This is a genomic window from Rhodococcus sp. OS5, assembly GCF_056837585.1.
On record NZ_JBWWRK010000002.1, the window covers coordinates 262,801 to 284,379 of the forward strand.

The following is a 21,579-nucleotide window of genomic DNA, read 5'->3' on the forward strand; positions in this document are numbered from 1 at the left end:
ATGACCCTGGAAACCTCAGACCCCTTGGACATCGCGCGACCTGCACGGCGGGTCTCACTCAGCGTGTCCGGCATGACCTGCGGAGCCTGCGCATCACGCGTCGAGAGAAAGCTCAACAAGGTCGACGGGGTGGTCGCATCGGTGAACTACGCCACCCAGATCGCCACCATCGATGCACCGCCGACATTGAGCACCGAAGATTTGTGCGACGTCGTTGTAGTGGCCGGATACGGTGCCGCCGAATACGTCGATCGCGCGTCGATGACCACCGAGCCCGAAGAAGCACATATTCGTGATCTGTTTCGTCGGCTGGTCGTCGCGCTCATCCTGTTCGTTCCACTCGCTGATCTGTCCGTGATGTTCGCAGTGATACCGGGTACGCGGTTTCCACTGTGGGAGTGGGCACTGGTCGTTCTCGCTGCACCGGTCGTCCTCTGGTCGGCATGGCCATTTCACAAATCGGCATGGAAGAACGCCAAACATCGCACGGCCACCATGGAGACCTTGATCTCCACCGGAGTCATTGCCGCCAGCGCATGGTCGGTGTACGCGATATTTTTCAGAACCTCGACCTCGGTCGAACACAACGGGGTCTGGGCAGCGATCACCTCGAGTGATTCCATTTACCTCGAAGTTGCCGCCGGCGTGACGGTGTTCGTTCTCGCCGGTCGATACTTCGAGGCGAAGGCGAAGCTCAAAGCAGGTGGCGCGCTGCGCGCACTTGCGGCGCTGGGCGCCAAGGACGTGTGCATCATCACGCGAGACGGTGACGAATTCCGGATTCCGGTCTCCGAGCTCAAGGAAGGCCAGAAGTTCCTTGCCCGCCCTGGCGAGGTGATCGCGGCCGATGGTCTCGTCGTGCAGGGCAGCTCCACCGTGGACATGAGCGCGATGACGGGCGAATCCATCCCGGTCGAAGTGAGCGAAGGCGGGGCTGTCGTCGGTGGAACGATCTCGCTGAACGGGCGTCTGATCGTCGAGGCCGCGGCGGTGGGTGCCGACACCCAGCTCGCCGGCATGATTCGGCTTGTCGAGCAAGCGCAGACCGGCAAAGCCCAGTTACAGCGACTGGCGGATCGCATCGCTGGGGTGTTTGTCCCCACCGTGTTCGCCATCTCGTTCGCCACTCTGCTCACGTGGCTGTTGTTCGGAGCCACAGTGGACAAGAGCGTCAGCGCCGCACTCGCCGTGTTGGTGATCGCATGTCCTTGTGCCCTTGGCCTCGCTACCCCGACGGCGTTGATGGTTGCGTCCGGCCGCGGAGCTCAACTGGGCATCTTCATCAAGGGATATCACGCGCTCGAAGCAACGAAGAGCGTCGATACCGTGGTGTTCGACAAGACCGGGACGGTCACCAACGGCACTCTGACGATCGCAGACATCACCGTTCGTGAAGGCGATGACAGCACAGAATTCCTGCGACTGGTCGGAGCGGTCGAGGACGCATCAGAACATCCTGTTGCCATTGCGATCGCAGCAGCAGCCCGCTCGGGTGAGAGCGGCACGCTTGCTGCCGTAACGGGATTCATGGCTCTTCCGGGTCTTGGTGCGCGGGGCGTGGTGGACGATCACGTGGTCGAAGTCGGTCGCGCACGATTGTTCAAGGACCAAGGCATTGCTGTCCCTGCAGAGCTTCGGAGTGCGCAGCGGGCCGGTGAAAGCCTCGGGCATACGGTAGTTTTCGCGTCGATCGACGGTCAACTGCGGGGTGCGATTGCGGTCTCGGACACCATCAAGGCGTCGGCTCCGGCAGCGATCGAGCAACTGCAACGCTTGGGGTTGAGAACACTGATGCTGACCGGTGACAACGCGTATGCAGCGCAGTCGATCGCCGAGCAGGTCGGGATCGATGAAGTGATCGCCGAAGTCATGCCCGACGGCAAGGTCGACGTCGTACGTCGCCTTCAAGATCAAGGCTACGTCGTTGCCATGGTGGGAGACGGTATCAATGACGGTCCTGCTCTTGCCACCGCTGATCTGGGTCTCGCTATCGGGGCCGGCACAGATGTAGCGATCGGCGCCGCCGACATCATTCTTGTCCGCGACGACTTGACTGCCGTCTCCGATGCTCTCGGGCTTGCCCGCGCGACGCTGCGGACTATCAAGGGCAATATGTTTTGGGCGTTCGGTTACAACGTCGCTGCAATTCCGATTGCAGCGCTGGGGCTACTCAACCCTCTGATCGCTGGTGCGGCAATGGCGTTCTCGTCATTCTTCGTCGTCTCGAACAGCCTACGTTTGCGCAAGTTCAACGGGTAGAAACAAAACATAGTGCCGATGTTCGGTGTCCGCCGAACGCTATTGGGCCGAGAGAAGGGTCGATCCGATCAGGCGGGAAACGCTTTTCCTCCGTAGAGGAAGGCAACTGCGGCCGAGAGCAACACGAGGAACGTGACCGTCACCCAGCGTCCGTCCCTCCACCCGCTGGCTCCTTTGGAGACGAGGACCGCGGACATGAGCAAGATGATCATCACCGCAATGTAGAGATACTGACCGATGTTCATTTCCGAACTCTTTCTCCGCGTAGGGCTTTGAGCCGAGTCATCGGACAGCTTTCCCATGGCGCTCGGGCTGCAACGGTGTGAGTGGTGAGAGCGTCATTGTCTGGCCACCACCGGTGATCGTGGACAGACAATGCTGCCCCGTCCGCGGTGATCGATCACCAGGTCGGTCATTGCGGCAAAGTCGCACTCGTTCGACCACCGACAGTCGTTGTCCCAGTTCACTAGAGGATCGTCATCCAGTAGTCCTCGAAGCGGACGAACACCAGGACGAACACCAAGGCGAACCACAGCGCCACAATCGTCCATCGCCAGTTGATCACCGAACGCACGGCCACGTTTGGTGCGTGTCCGAGAGCAGTGCGGGTCACGATCGCGAAGATCGGAACAGTGACAGCCCACACGACCATGCAGTACGGGCAGAGTGCGCCTATGCGATACAGACTTTGGAAGATCAGCCACTGAATGAAGACGACCCCGAGCGTCGTGCCGGCGAGCAGCGAAACCCAATACCACCGGGGCAACGTCACACCGCCCAACGTGAGTACACCGGTAGTCACGACGATGGTGAAGGCCACGATCCCGATCAGCGGATTGGGGAATCCGAAGGCTGCTGCCTGCGGGGTGATCATCACCGAGCCACAGGAGAGGACCGGGTTGATGCTGCAGGAGGGGACGTAGTTCGGATCCGCCAGGAGCGCGAACTTCTCGACGGTCAGTATCAGTGCAGCGGTCAGTCCGGCGGCGCCGCCGAGGGCGAGAAACCATGCTGCTCCCCGCCCGAGCGCGGGAGGTTTCTGATTCACTGCTGTGCTGCGGTTACCGCAGCTTGCAGCCCGCTCGGTGAAAGGTCGCTGACTGCGCTGCCGTTCACCTTCACCGTGGGAGTACCGGAAATTCCCTCGTCGAGCATGGAATTGGTGTTCGCCGACACAGTCTCCCGGTATCTGCCTCCGGTGATGCAGTCCGCTACATCGTTCGACGACGCACCTGCGGATTTTGCTATCTCCACCAGCTGCGGATCGGTCAGTCCGGATCCGCCCTCCGGCGGTTGTTGCGCGAACATCGTCGTATGCCATTGTTCGAATACTGCGGAGTCGGTCGCCGCGACGCAGTAGGCAGCGTTGGCGGCCCTCGACGAATATTCGGTAGAGGACATGCGGTCGAGAATGGCAATCGGGCGGTAATCCACAGCAACGGATTCCGTACTGTTGGCTATCTCACTCAGGGTTGTTCCGCTCTGCGCCTCGAACTGTTTGCATGCCGGGCATTGGAAGTCTTCGACTGCTTCGACGACAACCCTCGCGTCGGCTGGACCGATGCGGATGGAACCATTCTCGCTCACCGCGGTCGGTTGCGGGGCGGAACTCGCATCGTTGGCGGATTTCTTTGCCACGACGCTGATTCCGATGGCCACGACAAGTCCGATGAGCACTGCTGCCACCGCGATCTGGATCAGTATGTTTCGCCGTCGGTCTGCACGACGATTCTGTTCGACGAAGCTGACGCTTGCACGTCCAGTGTTCTTTCCGGTGTTCTTGCTCAACGGGTCGACTCCCGATCCAAGGGGGTGGTCATGCTTCTGTCGTACACAAGTCGGTTCAGTGCGCGGAAAAGTTCCCACGAGTTGACCTGCACTTTCGCTGCGCTCGGAGGGTGTATTTCCGACTACGCGCAGTAGTAGCCTGCTTTCGACAGACCCTTGTCGTGGGACCAGCAGTTGATGCCCGCCGCAGGTGCCGGAAGTATCCCGGATCGATGGAGACGAAGTGAACGAGTCGGATCACGCCGTGCATGATCGTGTGCCGAAACCCGCGGCGACAGTTCAGTATCTGCTGTTCGCGGGGGGTGCTTGCGTGCCTGATCGTCGCGACTGTGGTGATGCTTGCCGGCGGTGAGCCGTACGCCGCGGCAGGGAACTCCGATCCCGGACGTGCCGCCACTCTGGCGTATGCGTTTCTTCGTCTGGTGGCGGTGCTGGCAGGAAGCTTGACGTTGGGTTCACTTGCTTCGCTGTCTTCTTCGCTTCCCCGACCTCTGCGTGGAGGGTCGATTCCGATGGGTATGCGGGGGCTCTCGTTGCCGAGCGTGCCTCAGCAATCTGGTTGATCGCAGCGATTGCTCTGGTTCCGGTTTCCGCAGCGGATTCAGCCGGAATGACGACGAGTGAAGCGTTTCGGCGCGGTGCGGTGTGACGCTGGTCGAGGCGACGGAGAAGCCGGAAGCATGGATCGTCGTGGCGGTCCTGGCCGCGTTCGTTGCCGAGGGGACCAGGACCGCGCTGTCGTGGAATTCGTTGCTCGGGCTTGCGGGGTTCTCGGCAATCGCCGTCCTACCACCGATGTTGGTCGGGAATGCAGGGGAAGGGCCGAACCACGATTTGGGAAACGGTGCCGTAATCGTGGTCCCCATTGCCGTCTCTGTCATGACGAGGGTGAGTTGGTCGGTATTCACCCATGTCAGACCGGCGGCAATCACGTCGAGCTTGTTGTCCGAAGATACTGCATTGCACTGACTTTGGCCTATATTGAATCTGTCGTGATGGCAATGGTCCTGGGCTGGAACTTGATCCCGGCGAGAAATCCCACGATTCCGATCTCGATGCCTACAACGCGACGCTCACGAACTTGTCACAGAATCGATGACAATTTTCGTATTCGCTTCACATGTAGAGCATTTCGCGGACTTATGTTAGTCCCGGGATAGCGCAGTTGCGATCTACGGACCTCGGCGAGGCACTGATTCTGCGGCGATGTAGAGCCACCGGACCGTCATGATCGACAGCGTCGAGGTACAAATCAACAGTCCGATGTTTGGTACATCGCCGAGTGCGCTCTCGTCTCGCGAATCGAGTGACCACACCGCGAGTACCCCGAAGACGATCGACAGCGGACACACACACGTGGCAACTATCATTCCCACGTTTCGGCCGGTCGCTCGCGCAAGAACGGCAACGAAGACCGCAAAAGTCGCCGCGAAGAAGACCGACGTATAACTCAAGACCCGAAGTGGTTGCTGCTCGACGCCGCACACATTCGCTATCCATCCCCACATCGCGCTTGATCCTGGATGCGGCATGACGAGCACGACAGCTATACATCCGAGAGCAAAATGAAATAACGTCCGCGTCAGCCGTGGATACGCCTGCTTGAGAACGCGTCTCTCGATCTCGGCGAGCACATCTCGGTACTCGATCAAATTTCCGTCCACGACTCCCCGCTCTGCTGTGGCCTTCTCGGAAGTAGCACGGCACCATCGACCGTCGAGTGTTCTGCAATCGTGGACAGCAGTCGTTCCCGGTCACGCCAGTCAGGCTTCGACCAACTCAGCTTGCGCGCGCATGCTCGACGACCAGTTGGGATCGCACGCGAGAAACCATCTGTCTCTGCTGATTTAAACGAATTATTGCCGATTCGAGTTCTCGATCAAGTTCGTCGAGCAATCCGTTCCCGCTGGTGTCTCCGGCGACCAATTCGGCCATGCTGCTCAGCGGAATTCCCAGCGCGGAGAGTCGTTTGATCCGGAGAACGTGAATCAGGTCGTGGTTCCCGTAGTGTCGATAGCCGTTTGCCAGCCGAGGAGGTTCGGCGAGAATTCCTATCTGATGGTAGTGCCGCAGAGTAGGGACTGACACACCAGCTCTGTGGGCCAATTGAGCGCTGTTCATCGGGAAAGTTTCGTCCTCTCTGGATCGCATCGCCTTCAATGACAGTGGTCGACAATCGGAGGACGAAAGTTCCCGAAACCACCGAACACCCTCGATGATGCTGCGGAGAGAACCTTCTTCTTCAACTGTCTCAGGACATCTCGATACTCCGAAGGCCGTCTTTCAGCTGTCCAGTCGCTTCGACTCGTCGCTATGCCGTCCGTCGGGGCGCGCTCAATAGTGGTCGAACACATGAGGACTAGGCTCCCCGTCACCGGCAATTCAATCGACGCGATCACACCATCACAGGGTCTGCGGCCGCAGAAGGTCCCGTCGACTCGGAGGGTCGACGGGACCTTGACGCATCCATTGCGAGCGGATGCGATACGCAGAATACAACGGAAGGGAGTCCGAGCGGATGGTCTGATTCCTGCCCTAGTGACTGCACACGCAATCAGAACACGCAACGCAACGTCGAATCGAAGCCGGTCAAGAAGCTCACAACTATACAAAGCAGAGTGACGTGAATGACTGCGAACCGCACCACCATGGCGTTCAAATCGATGATCACCGCGCCGAACATGGGGAAGCGCTTCGAGCCCATACCCCTCGCCAGGGCCTACGATGAATGGAAAACGCAGCCAACAGGTCGGTAAATGAACCCGAACGGCCCTCGTCCTCGACTTCGCAGCTTCCCTTGACTCGGTACACCGTCATCTAATAAAACTCGGCGTGAGATTCTCGTTGGCGGTCGTGACAGTCGCACAGCATTCGATATTCGCGAAGGCCGCCGGCGGCGAACATTCTCCTGCCCGCGATCCACGATCGCTGCTGTCGGCTCACCAGCTACCTGACAGGTCCCGCGATACGCACGAAACACCCCTCGGCCCGGACTCTTCGCACTCATACCCCAGGAGGACATTGCCCCGCCGTGAGCTATAACCCGAATCTACGGTTGTTGCGCTGCAGTCGTCTTCCTTCCACCGCAACCTCGGCGGCGATCATTCTCAGCGGTGCCGCCCCACACTCCGTATGTGTTCGGCACCAGGGAGGCAAAATCCAAACACTGGATCCGAACAGCGCACAGATCGCAGATCTGTTTGGCCGCGCGTTCCCGGCGTACCCGTGCGTGAGCAGTTTCATCCTTATCGTCAGGTGCGAAGAAAAGCTCGCCCCCAAAAAACCGGCATTCCGCCTCGGCTTGCCATGCCCATCCCTCTGGGATCGGACGCAGTATTCGTGAAGTCACGGGACGCACCATAAGAGCACTATTCCTTTGGAACAAAATGCAAATCGAGGGCTCATGTCTGCTTTTTCACCAATCGCGCAGTGAATCACCGAGACGCAGAGCAGAATCGATCGCACGCTGAGCTCGATCGAGAACAACCATCCTATCGTTACCGAACGCAATAATATGCCGATGTCCTAGCCCACAGTAGTAACCTTCCACGTCGGCGTCGGGGAGGAACAGTCCCGCAGATCGGTCTCGAAAATTCAGGGTCGTAGTCGTCGAATCGACAAGAACCACTCCCTCACTAACAACTGCTCTGCGTTCGGTAATAACATCAAGCTGGTCCGAACCGTTGCGAATTGGAGCGTTCTCTACTGACGCGTCGGAGAATGCGGATGCAAACCGCACTGCATTTTCACGGTTATCGAATACTTCATCGTGCAGGAGTTCAAGACTCCTAACAATATAAACGGTGGGCGCCCTCAACGACGCGCTGTAATTCACATCCGCACCTCTGTAATATTCGGTGGAACCTCGGTTTATGAAATTACCAGAGCGGTGAAATTCGTCTGTTAATGCGATCCCGAGGAGATATTTCTACGCTTCTTTCACAATCCCGAGCTGATATGGTCGACCAACCATCGAGTCGTGATCTTATTAAAATCATCAGCCAATTCATATTGAACCCAATGGCCACAGTTGCGGAAGACATGCAGTTCACTGTTTGGATAATTCCGCATCAGTGAAGCACTGCTGTCAAAGGACGAAAACCGATCGTGCGCGCCATAAAGAACAAGGACAGGATGGGGCACTGCGCCCAACTGCGACGTGTAGTCCACGTGGAGAGGTTGACTCTCCACGATGGCTGCGCGCTGCCCGCGCGCATCGGCCTCCGAAGCGTCTTTCCAACGGATATCGACGAAGTCATCGTCGGCAATCGATTCGTCGAAGAAGAAGAGTCGCATCACTTGCTCCATCTTCTCCCTGGTTGGGTGTCGAAAAATGTCAAAGAGCAGAACAGTGCCCGTCGCGGGCATTGGGTCGAAAATGGAAGCGCCGGCATGACTACCCATGAGGACTAGCGCCTCCAGCTGCTCGGGGTGATGAACCGAAAAAGCGATTGCATCCATGCCCCCCTTCGAATTCCCGACGAGCGAGGCTTTCTCAATTCGCTTCTCTTGAAGGAATCGTGACAGAATTTGTGCGTCGAACTGCGCGACATCAACGTCGGTTAACACTATCGAGTCCGAGCCACCATAGTTCGGCATATCTATGAGAATGACATGAAATTCTTCAGAGAAGGGTTCTATATTTCGGTGGAAGTTGAACCAACCGCTGGCACCAAGACCTCCACCGTGGAGGAATACCACCACTCGGCCATTGGTAGTTCCCGCCTCGTGATAGTGAATTCGGAGGCCATCGATATCGATGTAACTCTCAGTGTTTTCATATGTCAGCAAACCGCTTTGCGTATTGGAATGAAACATTTTCTTTTTCTCAATTCTTTGGACATCAAAGGGCGACCATGATTTATTCTATAGGGGTTTTGTTCTCACGTTTACAGGAGGGAACCTCGTCCAATGATGGAGAAGACATGGAAGGTTTTACCTCGTTCACGCAAACAGTAGGAGACACGGAATATTTTGATCTTAAAAAGACTGTAGCTACAAGCAGCGCTACTAGGCTCACGATCGCGCCAGCAACGGCGACCCAGTGGAAACCTGTTGTATACGCACGCTGAATATGAGCCACAGCTTGGTTCATCGTTTCAGCCGGCATGATGGATCGAATGTCTGCTAAGGCTGCGATCGGAGAACTATAGGTGGCTTCGGCTCGATCCGCGTCGGGACGCGCGATTTCCGAGTGATAGGCGGTGACGGCTAAGCTACCGAACACCGCTACTCCCAGAGCATTGCCCAAATCTCGCGAAATGTTGGTCATCGCGGCTGCTCCGCCCGATCTGCTCGATTCTGCAGACGCTGTCATCACCAGACTGGTTGTCAAAGGAACTATCAGGGACATACCGATAGAGAAGACAGTGACAGATATACCGAACATATAGTAGCTAGAATGAGCGTCGAGCAGTAGGAAGGATCCAAACCCGAGAGCACAGAAACCAGAGGCCACGACTGCGGTCAGTCTTCCACCTAGAAGATTGACTATTTTCGGTGTCGCAGGTGTCAGTGCCATAACCACGACTGCGTAGGGTAGCAATGCGAGGGCTGACTCCAAGGGCGAGTAATCAAGTGCCGTCTGCAACCACAACAAACTGACGTACAGCACTCCGTAGTACGCAACGAACACCATCATCATCATCCCAAAACCTACGCTGAATCGCGCATCGCTAAACTGATCCAAGGCGAGAAGCGGATTCTTCGCCGCTCGTTGCCATGCGATGAACAAGGCCAGTAAGGCAAGCGCAACGGTTATTGTGATCAACGTCTGCGGTACCAACCATCCGACATGTTGAGCGTTGATCAATGAATACACCAGAAGACCAATTCCGGTCAATGACAGCAACGTACCGAAAAGATCGATGCGTTGATGTATCGATCCCGGCATGCGGGGCACCACTACTCCGACCCCGATAAGAGAGGCAATGACCAGCGGAACCAATATCAAGAAGACAGACCCAGGCCAAAAACGAGCGAGGAGCGTTCCGGAGACTATCGGTCCGAGTCCCCCGGCGAGGCCGGTGAAGCTAGTCCAAATTGCAATCGCGGAGGCCCTGCGATCCGGAGGGAACACTTGCACCAGGGTCATCAGCGTCCCCGGCATGATCAACGCCCCACCGACCCCCATAACACACCGCGCGATCACCATATGATCGGGTGAGGTCACAAACGCCGCCGCCATGGTCGCACCGAGAAACATCAACAAGCCGAACCCCATGATGGCGCGGGTTCCATAGCGTTCTGCGAGTTGGCCGCCAAGTAGGATAAAGGCGGCCAAAAACAACGAATAGCCGGCGAGAATCCACTGCAATTGAGAATTGGTTGCTTCGAAATCTCGGCTGATCGCGGGGAGAGCGACGACCAATGTCGAGTTCGCGCCGAATGCAATCACCAGGTTGATGGTAAGGACAACCAAAATTGCGCGTCGCCTTCGGGGCGGCGGATAGTCCCGGTCGCATTCGGCTGTCAAATCATGCACTTGGGGCATGCTGAATAACCTCGGTTCCTTTCCGGGAATTGCTGATTCAAGCCTCATCGAGCGCGACAAGATTGTTAGATCGGCTGCGCAGGGAGGTCGACGTAAACGTCCCCGTCAATCACCTCGACATTATAGGTAGCGAGAGGCACCGCAGCCGGTGCGCCAGGGGCGCCGGTCCTGATGCAAAACTGGGCGAGATGTAGACCACATTCAATCCGATCACCGTCGAGATATCCGTCGGAAAGCTCCGAATTACCATGGGTACATATATTTGATGTAGCGAACACTTCGCCGTTGACCAGGTAGGCAGCAATGGGGGGATCGGATGACGCCTTGATCACGTCGCCCTCTTTAAGATCACTGAATGAGCACAAGCGTGCTTTAGTAGATTCCATCGTGACTCCTACGATTTGATTCCCACTTCGCCTGCAACTGGCTTGCAGCAGGCCTGACGTCGATACGAACGATTGTTCGAGCGATCAGAAGAAAACGCTGAGATTTTTGGACAGGACGACATTTTGCTCAAGTAGGATAGTCCTGCGTGCGATCAAGAACCCATCGGTCGTCTTTCGGAGGATATCTTTCCGCTCGCCGGCCCAGAGGTCTTCTTCAACATCCATTCGATTTCGATAGACGATAAAGTTGGATCGAACTCCGATCTCGTCATCGCCTCCAGCCGTGGCGTCCACCTGCACGTTGCACACCAAGTGGCGAGCTCTCGACGGTGGTTCCTCCGCCCAGTTCTGACCAGTCTTTCGCTGCATGATGCGCATTTGCATGCGAGAGAGATCATCATCGAAATGCGCGAGGTAGGCGCCGCGTGGTTCATCGTCGGGCTTGGACTGCCGCCTGAGTCTGTTCGTGCGAACAGGCATGTAGTAATGAATATCTTCTGCGAGGAGCGCAAACCAATTGTCCCAGTCCCAGTTGTCGAGCAGGGCGGCTTCGTTGTACAGGAACTGCTCAACTTGATACTGCAAGACTATCTGCGTTGTGAGTTGGTCAGTAACAGGCAAAGGCGTGCTGGGGGTCATCGAGCTTCCTCGGTAGTAGCGGATGTCTCAAGCGTGGGGAGATGCGGCCACTGATCACTGGTCATGTATTCGAGCCACCGACGGTAGAACGATCGTTGCGGTCCTTCACCGAAATATCGTGACCCGAGCCGACCGGGGAAGTCGTTGTGAACAGCATCCTCATGGTTGATACCCATTTGGTAATTCCACGCCATTTTCCGGACTTGCGTGCCTTGCTCCAGCTGCCGTCCAATGAGATCCCAATTTTCTCCGTCGTCAACTTCCACTACTCCGGCAGCACCTTCCGTCATCCCTGAGGTGCGTTGGACTTCTTTTCGCACATCATCAGGTGCATTCTTGTCAACAATGCAGAACTTCCAAATTTCAAATGAATTTGGACCTTTCGGATGCCACACTCGAAAGTCGTTCCCGTTGAGCAGTCCCGAAAAGTTGGGAAAGACATTGTAGTTGCCAACCAGCGAAATACGTTCGCCTACTCGATCGAGGCCCACTTCCTTACGGGTGTCATAATAGGCTTGGAGGGATTCGTTATCGAAGCGTGCATCTTCGTTGAACATATAGGACACGCCGTGCCCTTCCGGGAAGCTCGCTTGCCCGCCATTGACCGGGTTAATCGAGTCCCGCATCTGCATAATGGACGATGCATGCGTCGTTACAGCATGGTATCCGTCTCCTGCGAACTGTTCGGCGGCAAGTTTCCAGTTGCTGTGGATCGTCCATTTAATGACGCCCGGCAATACTTCGATTCCATCCGGAGAGTGATCGCTGATTCCGTCGATGAAAAATTTCATTTCACCTAGATAGTCGATAAGCGGCGGTGCAGATGCGTCGAAGGTCCCGAAAATAAAGCCACGGTAACTCTCGACTTTAGCTACCGGAATGAGCCCGTTTGCTGTTGTGTCCAACTCATCGAAGTATGCGTCATCGAGGTGGGGCACATTGGTGAGTTTTCCGTTGCTGTCATACGCCCATCCATGGTATGTGCAAGTGAAAAATTTCGCGTTTCCGTCCTCGGCTCGACAGACTCGCATTCCGCGATGCCGGCATGCGTTGAGAAATGCGCCTACGCTCCCGTCCGGGCGCCGGGTTACCAGAACGGGGTCACCGCCCATGTAAGTAGTGAAGAAATCATGGACATTGGGAATCATGCTGTCGTGAGCAAGGAAAAGCCAGGCTCTACCGAATATTTTTTCTTGTTCTTCTTTGTACAAATCTTCGTCGATGAAGAGTTGCGGGCTGATGAGACCCTCTTCCCAATTTACCATGGATTTCAATGAACCCTCGTCGTATGTCATTGGATCCCTTTCTGTAAAGCGGATTTTCTAACGTGTAAGCCGGAGTTTTGCAAGAATTGAGTTCAGGTGGATCGTCCAGTGGCCATCTTTCGTAAGTCCATACCTGCGTCTTGAAGTTCTTCGATCGTAGGCTGTGCACCACTTTCGATGAGTCGCATCGCTCCGCGTGTGTCGCGACCTGCGTTAAGTCCGAAGGCACCGACTACTTTTCCGTTTCGCAGGTAGAGCGCGCAAAAATTCTTGCTGTCTCGGTTGCCTCGGATAATTGATGCCTCGGCGTCGACACAGTCGCCGGCGACTTGGATGTCGTGGTCGTATTGATGCGACCATGCCCACGGTGTCTCCGTCGTATCAGGGATGGCTCCGAGAAGCGCGTCGGCAAGCCGCAGGGCTTGATTCTGGGCAGAGAGCCAGTGCTCGGAGCGAACAGATCGACCGGAGTTTGGGTCGAATCTCCTTGCTACGTCGCCGATTGCAGCGACCTGCGGTATGGACGTGATGCCGAATGGGTTGACATGGATGCCGTCAGTGCAAGTCAGGCCCGCGGAGCTTGCCAATTCATCGTTCGGTTCCATGCCGATACCGATGACAACGAGATCGGCTTCGATGTGCAACCCTCCTGACAGTTCGACGAACTGCACGTGGGTATCCCCGCCGAATCGCTGAATATGGCGTCGACACAGGACTCGCACTCCGTGATCGCGGTGAATTTCCTCAAGCACATCGCTGATGTCGGCGGGCAATACCCGAGGCAGCAGTCGTGGAGCCTGCTCAACTATGGTGACTTGCTTGCCCATTATTCGCGCCGTTGCCGCGATCTCCGAGCCGATGAAACCGCCGCCGACCACCACCACGGAAGCCGCATCAATCAGCCTCTCTCGGAGAGAGTTCGCGTCTGCGATGCTGCGTAGATATGACACCCCCGCAAGTTCTGAGCCGCTCAACGACAATCTGCGCGGACGTCCGCCCGTTGCGAGTACCAGCTGGTCCACGGCGATAGACTCACCATCGCTCAATCGGATAGCGCCCTCGCCGATCGCAATGTGATCAACCGTGGAGCCTGTCCGCAGATCGATGGCGTTGTCCTCGTAAAACGTCGGCTCGTGCAGCCAGATGTCACTCGGCTTGTTTGTGCCTATCAGATAGTCCTTCGACAGGGGTGGCCTGTCGTAGGGCAACTCGGGCTCGTCGCCGACAAGATGCAGAGCGCCGTCGTATCCGCGGTGTCGCAGTGTGCGCGCCAATGTGACACCTGCCAAACCGGCGCCGATGATTCCAATAGATCGCATCGTTTTGTCAGATCACGGGGCCAGTGCCGAGGACTTCGTGTCCCCAGATGCTCGGTCGGTCGAATCTCTTCACGGACCACGATGCGTCGTCGACCTCGAGGCCCTGTGTTCCGAACTCGATCTCGAAGTTCGAAGGAGACCGCATGTAGAACGACAGCATCTGATCGTTGCTGTGGCGACCCAGAGTCTGCGTCACCTCGGCCGCGCCCTTCTGCACCTTGTCGTAGGCAATGCCCACGGCATCGATGTCATCGACCTGAAGCATGAAATGTGCAAAGCCCCCAGGATTGCCGGGAATGTGCCCGAACGCCAGGCTGTGATGGCGTGCATTGACTCGGGTGAAGAAGACGCGGACATCTTCGGACATGACGACCACGTCGCTTAGCTCGAAACCCAGAGTACGCATGTAAAATTCACGCGCAGACTGCTCGTTTTCAACTAACAAGACGATATGTCCTAAGCCTTGTGTGCCGGTGACGAAATGATGGCCGAGCGGTGAAGTGAAGGGCTGTTCCTGTACTCGAACACCGTAGAAAAACTCGAGCGCGTTGCCATCCGGGTCCAAGCAGGTCAGTAGTCTTATGACACCTCTGTCTTTCGCAAGCTCGGTGTCTTCTTTGTAGGCGACACCGCTCGACTGCAGTCGATCGGCGAGCCGCTCGAGAGCCTCCTCGTTCCGCACCTCCCATCCAGCATAGGAGAGAGAATCGTTGTCGGAAGCCATGATTCGGAGGCGCCACTCGCGCTCATCGACTCTCAGGGCGAGAATGTTCGGCTCGGTTTCGACGATCTCGGCACCTAACACATCGCGGGCAAGCGTTCGCCAGCTTTCCAAGTCCGTCGTCGTAATGCCCAAGTATCCAAGGGCAGAGATCTCACTCATCGGTTCTCCACTTCGTCAGGCCGGCTTTTGATTTCGGCAGGTTCGGGTGTGCACCAAACCGTCGTGTTCGTCTTTCTCGGTGCATCTGTGAGCTGTGTTCACCACGATCACTTTCATCTGACCACTACATGAACAGTTGCAACTTTCCCGACATTCATCAACAGGCAGTTCCACTGAACGAAACTTCAAATATGTTGCACCACTGGGTCATAGTATTTTTCTCCACAATTGCAGCTGCGACTTACCTCGTGTAGCACAATCGGCCCAGGACCGAGCATGAGAACTAAACCGTCCGAAATACAGGGTTTCGGCTCGCCTCTTTACCAAGTGCATAAGCAGCCGTGCGCAAAGCGTGCGCCAAGCCAGGGGACGCAACCTCGTCCGTGCGAGCACTAACGGACAGCGCCGCGATCGCGGTGCCCTCGTCTATACGGATAGGTGCCGCAACGCAAGCTACTCCCAGCCCGGATTCCTCGCGCTCGTATGCCATCCCGTTACCACGAATGGCCGACAGCTGAGCCCGGATAACATCGCGGTCGGTGAGCGTATGCGGACTCAGGCGCTGCAATTCGGTTGCGAGAAGTCCGTCAACCACTTGGGGTGCAGCAAAGGCGAGCAATGCCTTACCGACTGCAGTAGCGTGGGCGGGCAAGCGTCCTCCGATTCGTGATGCCATGGGCGGGGGGTCCTTTCCGTGCAAAATTGCCACGTAGACGACTTCCGCACCGTCCAAAACCGCCAAGTGGACAGTTCGACGTGTCGTGTTGCGGAGATCGAGCATGCGAGTCACGCTGAGTCGTCGCAGTTCCTGCGGGCGGGCTGCGCGCTGGCCCAGTTCAAAAAATCGGATTCCCAAGCGCACCGCCGACCCGGAACGCTCGAGGAGATTCTGATCAATGAGCTCTGCGACGATGCGAGAGACGGTGGCTTTGGGTAGTCCGGATCGGCGCGCAATATCGGTTATTCGTTGCTCGTCGGTGGATGCCTCGACGAAACCACTGAGCACGCGAGCCACCCTGCCGATCATCGTCGCCGGGCTGACCGAGTCGGCAACTTGCGGGTAGAAGGGGTGCATTTTGCAGAACTTCCTTTGTTGAAAGGTCGAATCAACGCTCAGCGACTACGTATGAGTAAGCCGTGCAATAAGAGACCAGTGCGTCGGTTTAGGTGGCATACCCGGCCGTCCGGCTGATCGTGACGTTCATCACCACTTTAGTTGTACTCGAAAGTCGATTGAATTTCAATTGCGGATTGCACTACGCATCTGAGCTGGGGATTTGTTCCGAGGAGTGAAACAAAATTCGCATGTGGCTCTGCGTGAGATGGAGCATGGTCGAACCCAGCATCAGTCGTAATCGGCTGAACCTACGCCTACGAACGAAAGGCCAACCGTGGACGAGACCAGCTCAAGCCGAACCTTGAAAGTCGGCACGAACCGCATCCACTTTCACGATTTGGGCAGTGGTCCGCCCCTTCTGATGAGTCAAGCTTTCGGTCCATTGCCCGGGACCACCGCCTGGCTGACGTACAGTCGCATCTTGCCCACACTGGCCAAGCATTTTCGTTGCATCCTCATAGACCACCCCAACTTCGGCCGAAGCAGCCCCCGAGTGTTTCACGAACCGTTTCATGACGTGTGTGCCCGAAACGCTTTCGCAGTGATGGACGAGTTGGGCATCGAACAGGCATCACACCTAGGAGTATCGATGGGCGCTACCGTAGCCATCGACATGGCACTCGCTCGGCCAGATCGCGTCGACAAACTAGTTCTCGGTTCCTGTCACGCGTCATCCGGAGGCGATCCCTACACATTGTCACCATTTCCCAGCGAAGGAATGCGACTATGGTTTGAATGTCAAACAAGCAACCCTGACAGGCGGAATATCCATCGACTACTGACGTCGATGGTCTACGATCCCGCTATTATCACCGACGACCTGGTCGAAAAAATGTTCCGACTCCGAGTCGACGAGCCTGCTCACGCCGAGGCGATGAATGCGAGCACCCCCACTCCACACAGCAATCTCGCCGATCTTCACAGAATCGAAGCCCCGACCCTTATCGTGCACGGCCGCCATGATCGGCTTGTGCCGATCGAACAAGCATTGCTTCTCACCGGATATATCGAGTCGGCCGATTTGGTTGCCCTCAATCGTTGTGGCCATTGGGCCCCTGTCGAGCGGCCGGACGCTTACCTAGCAGCCGTGTTGCCGTTTCTTCTAGCGTCGTAATGCCTGACCTACGAGTTGTCGCGGTCACCGAACAGAGAAGCCGGATCCATACCGGCGACTTCTCGGGCAGCGGTGTCGTATCGACCGGTCAAGGAGTGCAGTAATTCGGTGGCCTGTTGGAGCCTCTTCTGTACATCGACGATGTCTCCCATGTTTGCCACGATAATTTCGCGTCTCAACTCTGCGTAGCGATCTGTCGCCACGACCCCTGCATCGGTGATCTCGAAAAGTGTCGTCGCACCGACACGAACTTTACGGACCAGCCCCAACGCCGCAAGCTTTCGCAAGCTGTACAACACATTCGGCAAATCATCGCGGTTGAGCAGTCGAGTGAGTGTGGTGGCGTCCTTAGCCCGCTCCTGCATGCGAACAATATGCAGCAACACTCCCTCGCTGAATTGAATGTTGGCATCCCCAACGATCCGTTGTATCTGCACCACGGACCGTTGGAATGCTTCGAAAGTCTGAATTAGTGCAAACTCGAACATCGTCACGGCTGTATCATCGCCATCAGTCGCTAGATGCCAGTTCGACCCTGCAGCTCCGGCCCTCGCGTTCATCAGCTCATCTCCTCGCACCTTGTAAGTGTGCCAGTCGAGCCGACACCGCAACTTGTTCGGAGGTTAGGACGCGCGCATGGGTTTGACTTGAAAATCACTCGTTTGTTGAGGCTATCGTAGGCAATGCCATATCCGAGTCCTCCACTTGCTTCGAAACCAGCGCGTTCTGATCGGCGACGGAGCCCACACAGACCGTGTCAGCTTTACGTAGAAAGACATCGTCGCACATTCTTCCAGCTAGGACATGCTTTATTGCTCCCAATGCGGAGTCGTTGCAATACACAGTGTTCCGGGGCCAGGCGCGTGCGATGGGATTCGAAACGAGCTCGATGACAACAAGTTCCGTGCATGTCCCACCTTCCGATTCGATCGAGAAGTATGGGAACTGCTATTACACAACGCCATACATCTAGTTGTTGTGGGTAGGGACGGTGTTGACGCAGGGCTGTAGTAGACGGGCTGGGCGTTGGTGAGGGAGGCAATTGCGACACAGACCCTTCTCGACCACGAAGGACCAGCCCGCCCTGTGCCACACCGTTATGCTTCGCTGACAGTGGAGAGAAGGCTGCGGCCCGTCGCATGATGTCGAACTCGTCGGGTAGCCATACCGCTGCCTGAGATAGACATCTCCCGCCTGTGCCTCGAAGTGAGTCAACCGAACTCTCCCGGGTGGGCTACATCCCGCAGACCTTCCCCCACCGCACCCCGACGGTGATATCGATGTCGACGCCTTCATGCCGCCGAGAACGCCGATAGCCGCAGCTATCGTGACCGCGTCAGCTCTCGCATTGCCGGCGGCAGTGGGGCTCGGTCGTCTAGTTGACGGCCGAGAGCACCACCCCCTCCGGGAAGCTTTGAGTTGCGACATCGGAGAAGCCAGCGCGACGGAACAAGTGCTCGAATCCGGCGGGAGGACCGCCGGAGGGCGGCGTGAACGCCGCTACCATCACGGCGCCATCGTGCAGAACTCGACGTAGTTCAGACAACCCGGCTCCTGGATCCGGCCAGAAATGCAGATTGTCCACCGTCAGCGCCGCATCGTAAGAGTTATCGTCGAATGGTAAGTGGGCGACGGTTCCCCGTACGAGGGTCATCCGGCCGTCTTCGATTGCTGCCGCATTGCGTTCCGTGGCCCGCCGATGCATCAGCTCCGATGGGTCCACGCCGGTAACATGGCCGTCGGGGACCTCCCGGGCGAGAAGCTCGAGCGCCAATCCCGGGCCGAAACCGATCTCGACTATTCGATTGTGCCGGCGCGGAGCTAGCACCTCGACAACGCGGCGAGCCATCTTTCCACCCGCCCGGACCATGAGGTCGGCGCCTCGCTCACCCGCTTTGCCTGCGGGGATCACGAACATGTCTTCCATGGAAATATTGTCTCCTCTGTAGCCGGCCACGGTCGGATTAGAGTTTCATCGACGATGTCCGAGTCCTCCTCAGGAATCGGTTCCGCATCGACGGCGGCGCTCATGGACGCGCTTCGTCCGTTCACAACCGGCACAGCTATTTGATACTTGAAGCAGTCGGCGAATCCGTGAGGTGTACGCGACGAATACGGTGCGGTCACCGGCGAAGTCACAGATCCGGACAGGGCTGCAGCCAAACAGTCAGCGCTACGCTGAAACACCGAACTGCTCACCCCTGATCACATCGTCACATTTATGCGCCGATGAGGAGCGAACACGACGACGATCGCGACCACCGTCAAGCCCTCGGTGCCCGGAAGGTCTGTCATGTGCCAGCCGCGCCGAAGCCTGCGAGTCGCCGTCGGTAGCGGGAAGGCGCTTCGACCACTGGGCCGTCAAACGTGCTGCTACTGACCGAGTGCAGCAACTCTCCCTGCTGCCCGTAACGCTGCAAGCGCAGAGCTGACAGCGTGAATGGTGTCGCGGTCGAGTACCGAGCCGATGCGCTGGTCGAGTTCGCGATCGAAGACGATTGCCCCTGCCGCAAGGACCTGACGCCCGGTAGATGTCAGCGCAACAAGGGAGGATCGGCGATCGTCGGGGTTGGCGTGGCGGGCGCAGTAGCCGGCGGCTTCGATGCGGTCGACGACTTTGCTTGTACCTCCCACGGTGATGGCGAACTCGGCGGCGATGTCCTGCACACGAGCACCACCGTCGTGGGCAGAAAGCAATCGAAGGATCTCGAACCAGGTCAATTGCAGCCCGCACTCCGCCCGCAGTGCGGCATCGATCGCGTTCCACAAATCGATTTCGTACCGGACGAGGTTGTCGTACAAGGCTGTGAGGTCGTTCGTCATTACCGTTCCGTGGGGTGTGGGTGGGTGTGCAGGTGTGAGCGCACCCCAATGCTCAGTTCAATCGGCGACGCCGTCGAACGCGATGACTGTGTCGATGTGGCCGTGCACGGTGACGATGCCGGATCCTCCGTTGCGGTCGGCGTACTCCTCCGCCCGATCCTCACCCATGTAGCGTGCGCCGAGCCTGCCGGCCCAGCGTCGCGCCTCGCCTGGGTCGGAGTCGATACGGGCGGCGCCCTGAAACATGACGAACGAGTACGGCGGCCGCTCATCGTCGACAATGAGCGCGAAACGAGGATCCCGCGCGAGATTACGGCCTTTGACTGAGGCGACCTCGGTCTGGAACACCAGTTCATCACCGTCGAGAACGAACCAGAGTGGTGCGACATGGGGACTGCCGTCGACTCGGACCGTGGCAAGTTTTCCGGTGCGCGTTCCGGCGGAGACGAACGTGCGCCACTGGTCGTCGTTCATGATGGGCATGGTGTCGAGTTCCTGTCGTCGCGCGAGCAGTGGCGGTGGTTCAGTGTCCCCAGAATGCGTCCTCGGCTGCGGCATCGGTAGAGAACAGCCACATCTCGGTGATCTTGCCGTCGGTGATGCGCAGCAGATCCACCCCGTCCATGGCCATGGCCATCTCACCACGGCGGCCGGAGAAGTGAATAGATGCAGCGACCAGGTCACCGTTGTCCATGTACGAGTGGACGGCGTCGATCGCGAAGGTGCCGGCGCTGGCTTCCATCATGGCGCCGAGGAGGGCGAACACCGCGTCGCGACCACGGTGGTCGCCGGAGAAGCGATGCGCACCCGGCTGGTGCCAGACGATGTCCTCGGCCAGCAGATCACCGAGTGCGGGCATGTCGCCGGCCTGTACGGCGGTGAAGTAGGTGCGTGCGAGATCGATGGTCGTGCTCATGAGTGTGCGTCCTTGGTTCGTGTGTCCACAGAAGATGTTCGGGCGGTCAGTTCGCCGGAGCAGGGGCAGAGAACACCCCGAAATGGTTGCCTGTGCTGTCGCGAAGACGTGCGAAGGTGACTCCGGAGGCGTCGGTCAGCGGCTCCATCAGAACTTCGGCACCGAGCTCGGTCGCGCGGGCGATGGTCTCGACGACGTCGGCGACGAGCACGTAGAAGATCGCGTAATCGGGGAACTTACCATCGGACTCGAAGATGCCGCCGCCGGGCCGAGGAGAACCCGGGGTGCTCGCGGCGTGGTAGCTGACGCCGGGAAGATCATGATTGGGGGTGAAGGTCCAGTCAAACAGTCGGCCGTAGAAGCTCTGGATCTCCGCGGATTTGTCGGAACCGAATTCGAACCAGGCTACGGAGTTCAGGGCAGGAGCAGTCATAATGCACAACCTTCGCGTCGTCGTGAATGACCCCGTGCTGGGGGCCACTCCATCACCATGGCATATATATTCCTTGGAAGCAAATTCCTTGTATGTGTAATCTTGAGTCGAGATGGTGGACGAGCCCCGGGCATCCTCGGGCCA

Annotated in this window: 24 protein-coding genes; 4 read left to right on the forward strand and 20 right to left on the reverse strand. The window is 57.5% G+C overall.

All coding sequences use genetic code 11. From position 1 onward, the window contains the following. The gene (locus ACVZUB_RS31170; RefSeq protein WP_482628905.1) at positions 1 to 2,259 is read left to right on the forward strand and encodes a heavy metal translocating P-type ATPase; all 2,259 of its coding nucleotides are present in this window, start codon (positions 1 to 3) and stop codon (positions 2,257 to 2,259) included. 68 nt (positions 2,260 to 2,327) lie between these two features. On the opposite strand, the gene ACVZUB_RS31175 is transcribed toward ACVZUB_RS31170, so the two are convergent. From ACVZUB_RS31175 to ACVZUB_RS31185, 3 genes are all read right to left on the reverse strand, one after another. Next, positions 2,328 to 2,504, reverse strand: a complete 177-nt coding sequence (locus tag ACVZUB_RS31175) for a hypothetical protein (RefSeq protein WP_482628906.1) — start codon at positions 2,502 to 2,504, stop codon at positions 2,328 to 2,330. Between the two features lie 221 nt (positions 2,505 to 2,725). After that, positions 2,726 to 3,307 (reverse strand): vitamin K epoxide reductase family protein, encoded by a 582-nt coding sequence (locus ACVZUB_RS31180; RefSeq protein ID WP_482628907.1) that lies wholly within the window; start codon positions 3,305 to 3,307, stop codon positions 2,726 to 2,728. Next, positions 3,304 to 4,047 (reverse strand): DsbA family protein, encoded by a 744-nt coding sequence (locus ACVZUB_RS31185; protein WP_482628908.1) that lies wholly within the window; start codon positions 4,045 to 4,047, stop codon positions 3,304 to 3,306. Before ACVZUB_RS31185 ends, ACVZUB_RS31180 begins: the two co-directional genes overlap by 4 nt. 329 nt (positions 4,048 to 4,376) lie before the next feature. On the opposite strand from ACVZUB_RS31185, the gene ACVZUB_RS31190 reads away from it, so the two are divergent. After that, positions 4,377 to 4,610 (forward strand): hypothetical protein, encoded by a 234-nt coding sequence (locus tag ACVZUB_RS31190; RefSeq protein WP_482628909.1) that lies wholly within the window; start codon positions 4,377 to 4,379, stop codon positions 4,608 to 4,610. A gap of 82 nt (positions 4,611 to 4,692) precedes the next feature. Further along, positions 4,693 to 5,016, forward strand: coding sequence for a hypothetical protein (locus ACVZUB_RS31195; protein ID WP_482628910.1), 324 nt, complete (start codon positions 4,693 to 4,695; stop codon positions 5,014 to 5,016). Between the two features lie 203 nt (positions 5,017 to 5,219). Here the strand turns inward: ACVZUB_RS31195 and ACVZUB_RS31200 are convergent, their stop codons facing one another. The 11 genes from ACVZUB_RS31200 to ACVZUB_RS31250 all read right to left on the reverse strand — a co-directional run bounded on the left by ACVZUB_RS31200 (position 5,220) and on the right by ACVZUB_RS31250 (position 16,107). After that, positions 5,220 to 5,711: an Rv2732c family membrane protein gene (locus ACVZUB_RS31200; RefSeq protein WP_482628911.1), complete on the reverse strand. Its 492-nt coding sequence runs from the start codon at positions 5,709 to 5,711 to the stop codon at positions 5,220 to 5,222. 115 nt (positions 5,712 to 5,826) lie between these two features. Beyond that, the gene (locus ACVZUB_RS31205) at positions 5,827 to 6,198 is read right to left on the reverse strand and encodes a MerR family transcriptional regulator (protein WP_482628912.1); all 372 of its coding nucleotides are present in this window, start codon (positions 6,196 to 6,198) and stop codon (positions 5,827 to 5,829) included. 898 nt (positions 6,199 to 7,096) lie between these two features. Beyond that, entirely contained in the window at positions 7,097 to 7,408 is a 312-nt protein-coding gene (locus ACVZUB_RS31210) for a WhiB family transcriptional regulator (RefSeq protein WP_482628913.1), read from the reverse strand. Between the two features lie 578 nt (positions 7,409 to 7,986). Beyond that, positions 7,987 to 8,865 (reverse strand): alpha/beta fold hydrolase, encoded by an 879-nt coding sequence (locus ACVZUB_RS31215; RefSeq protein ID WP_482628914.1) that lies wholly within the window; start codon positions 8,863 to 8,865, stop codon positions 7,987 to 7,989. Positions 8,866 to 8,908: 43 nt separating this feature from the next. Further along, on the reverse strand, positions 8,909 to 10,531 hold the full coding sequence (locus tag ACVZUB_RS31220; RefSeq protein ID WP_482628915.1) for an MFS transporter: 1,623 nt from the start codon (positions 10,529 to 10,531) through the stop codon (positions 8,909 to 8,911). 74 nt (positions 10,532 to 10,605) lie between these two features. Next, the gene (locus ACVZUB_RS31225; RefSeq protein WP_283568479.1) at positions 10,606 to 10,926 is read right to left on the reverse strand and encodes a non-heme iron oxygenase ferredoxin subunit; all 321 of its coding nucleotides are present in this window, start codon (positions 10,924 to 10,926) and stop codon (positions 10,606 to 10,608) included. 84 nt (positions 10,927 to 11,010) lie between these two features. Further along, a complete protein-coding gene (locus ACVZUB_RS31230) occupies positions 11,011 to 11,565 on the reverse strand; it encodes a 3-phenylpropionate/cinnamic acid dioxygenase subunit beta (RefSeq protein WP_283568480.1) in 555 nt (184 codons plus the stop codon). Next, complete coding sequence (locus tag ACVZUB_RS31235; RefSeq protein WP_283568481.1) at positions 11,562 to 12,860, reverse strand: aromatic ring-hydroxylating oxygenase subunit alpha; 1,299 nt, start codon at positions 12,858 to 12,860, stop codon at positions 11,562 to 11,564. Before ACVZUB_RS31235 ends, ACVZUB_RS31230 begins: the two co-directional genes overlap by 4 nt. Positions 12,861 to 12,922: 62 nt before the next feature. Beyond that, complete coding sequence (locus ACVZUB_RS31240) at positions 12,923 to 14,149, reverse strand: NAD(P)/FAD-dependent oxidoreductase (protein WP_482628916.1); 1,227 nt, start codon at positions 14,147 to 14,149, stop codon at positions 12,923 to 12,925. Between the two features lie 7 nt (positions 14,150 to 14,156). Continuing rightward, positions 14,157 to 15,032: a VOC family protein gene (locus ACVZUB_RS31245; RefSeq protein WP_283568483.1), complete on the reverse strand. Its 876-nt coding sequence runs from the start codon at positions 15,030 to 15,032 to the stop codon at positions 14,157 to 14,159. A gap of 283 nt (positions 15,033 to 15,315) precedes the next feature. Next, positions 15,316 to 16,107 carry an IclR family transcriptional regulator gene (locus ACVZUB_RS31250; RefSeq protein WP_283568484.1) on the reverse strand — a complete coding sequence of 264 codons (792 nt, stop codon included), beginning with the start codon at positions 16,105 to 16,107 and terminating at the stop codon, positions 15,316 to 15,318. Positions 16,108 to 16,510: 403 nt separating this feature from the next. Between ACVZUB_RS31250 and ACVZUB_RS31255 the strand changes: the two genes are divergently transcribed. Next, complete coding sequence (locus tag ACVZUB_RS31255) at positions 16,511 to 17,263, forward strand: alpha/beta fold hydrolase (RefSeq protein WP_283568486.1); 753 nt, start codon at positions 16,511 to 16,513, stop codon at positions 17,261 to 17,263. A gap of 8 nt (positions 17,264 to 17,271) precedes the next feature. Here ACVZUB_RS31255 and ACVZUB_RS31260 read toward each other — a convergent pair whose 3' ends face one another. The 6 genes from ACVZUB_RS31260 to ACVZUB_RS31285 all read right to left on the reverse strand — a co-directional run bounded on the left by ACVZUB_RS31260 (position 17,272) and on the right by ACVZUB_RS31285 (position 21,435). Further along, complete coding sequence (locus tag ACVZUB_RS31260) at positions 17,272 to 17,823, reverse strand: winged helix DNA-binding protein (RefSeq protein ID WP_283568485.1); 552 nt, start codon at positions 17,821 to 17,823, stop codon at positions 17,272 to 17,274. Positions 17,824 to 18,638: 815 nt separating this feature from the next. Continuing rightward, entirely contained in the window at positions 18,639 to 19,190 is a 552-nt protein-coding gene (locus ACVZUB_RS31265) for a class I SAM-dependent methyltransferase (RefSeq protein WP_482628834.1), read from the reverse strand. Positions 19,191 to 19,636: 446 nt separating this feature from the next. Then, the gene (locus ACVZUB_RS31270; protein ID WP_482628917.1) at positions 19,637 to 20,086 is read right to left on the reverse strand and encodes a MarR family winged helix-turn-helix transcriptional regulator; all 450 of its coding nucleotides are present in this window, start codon (positions 20,084 to 20,086) and stop codon (positions 19,637 to 19,639) included. 57 nt (positions 20,087 to 20,143) lie between these two features. After that, positions 20,144 to 20,560 (reverse strand): PPOX class F420-dependent oxidoreductase, encoded by a 417-nt coding sequence (locus ACVZUB_RS31275; RefSeq protein WP_482628918.1) that lies wholly within the window; start codon positions 20,558 to 20,560, stop codon positions 20,144 to 20,146. A gap of 49 nt (positions 20,561 to 20,609) precedes the next feature. Beyond that, a complete protein-coding gene (locus ACVZUB_RS31280; RefSeq protein ID WP_482628919.1) occupies positions 20,610 to 21,002 on the reverse strand; it encodes a nuclear transport factor 2 family protein in 393 nt (130 codons plus the stop codon). Positions 21,003 to 21,048: 46 nt separating this feature from the next. After that, complete coding sequence (locus ACVZUB_RS31285; protein WP_482628920.1) at positions 21,049 to 21,435, reverse strand: VOC family protein; 387 nt, start codon at positions 21,433 to 21,435, stop codon at positions 21,049 to 21,051. Between the last annotated feature and the right edge of the window lie 144 nt (positions 21,436 to 21,579).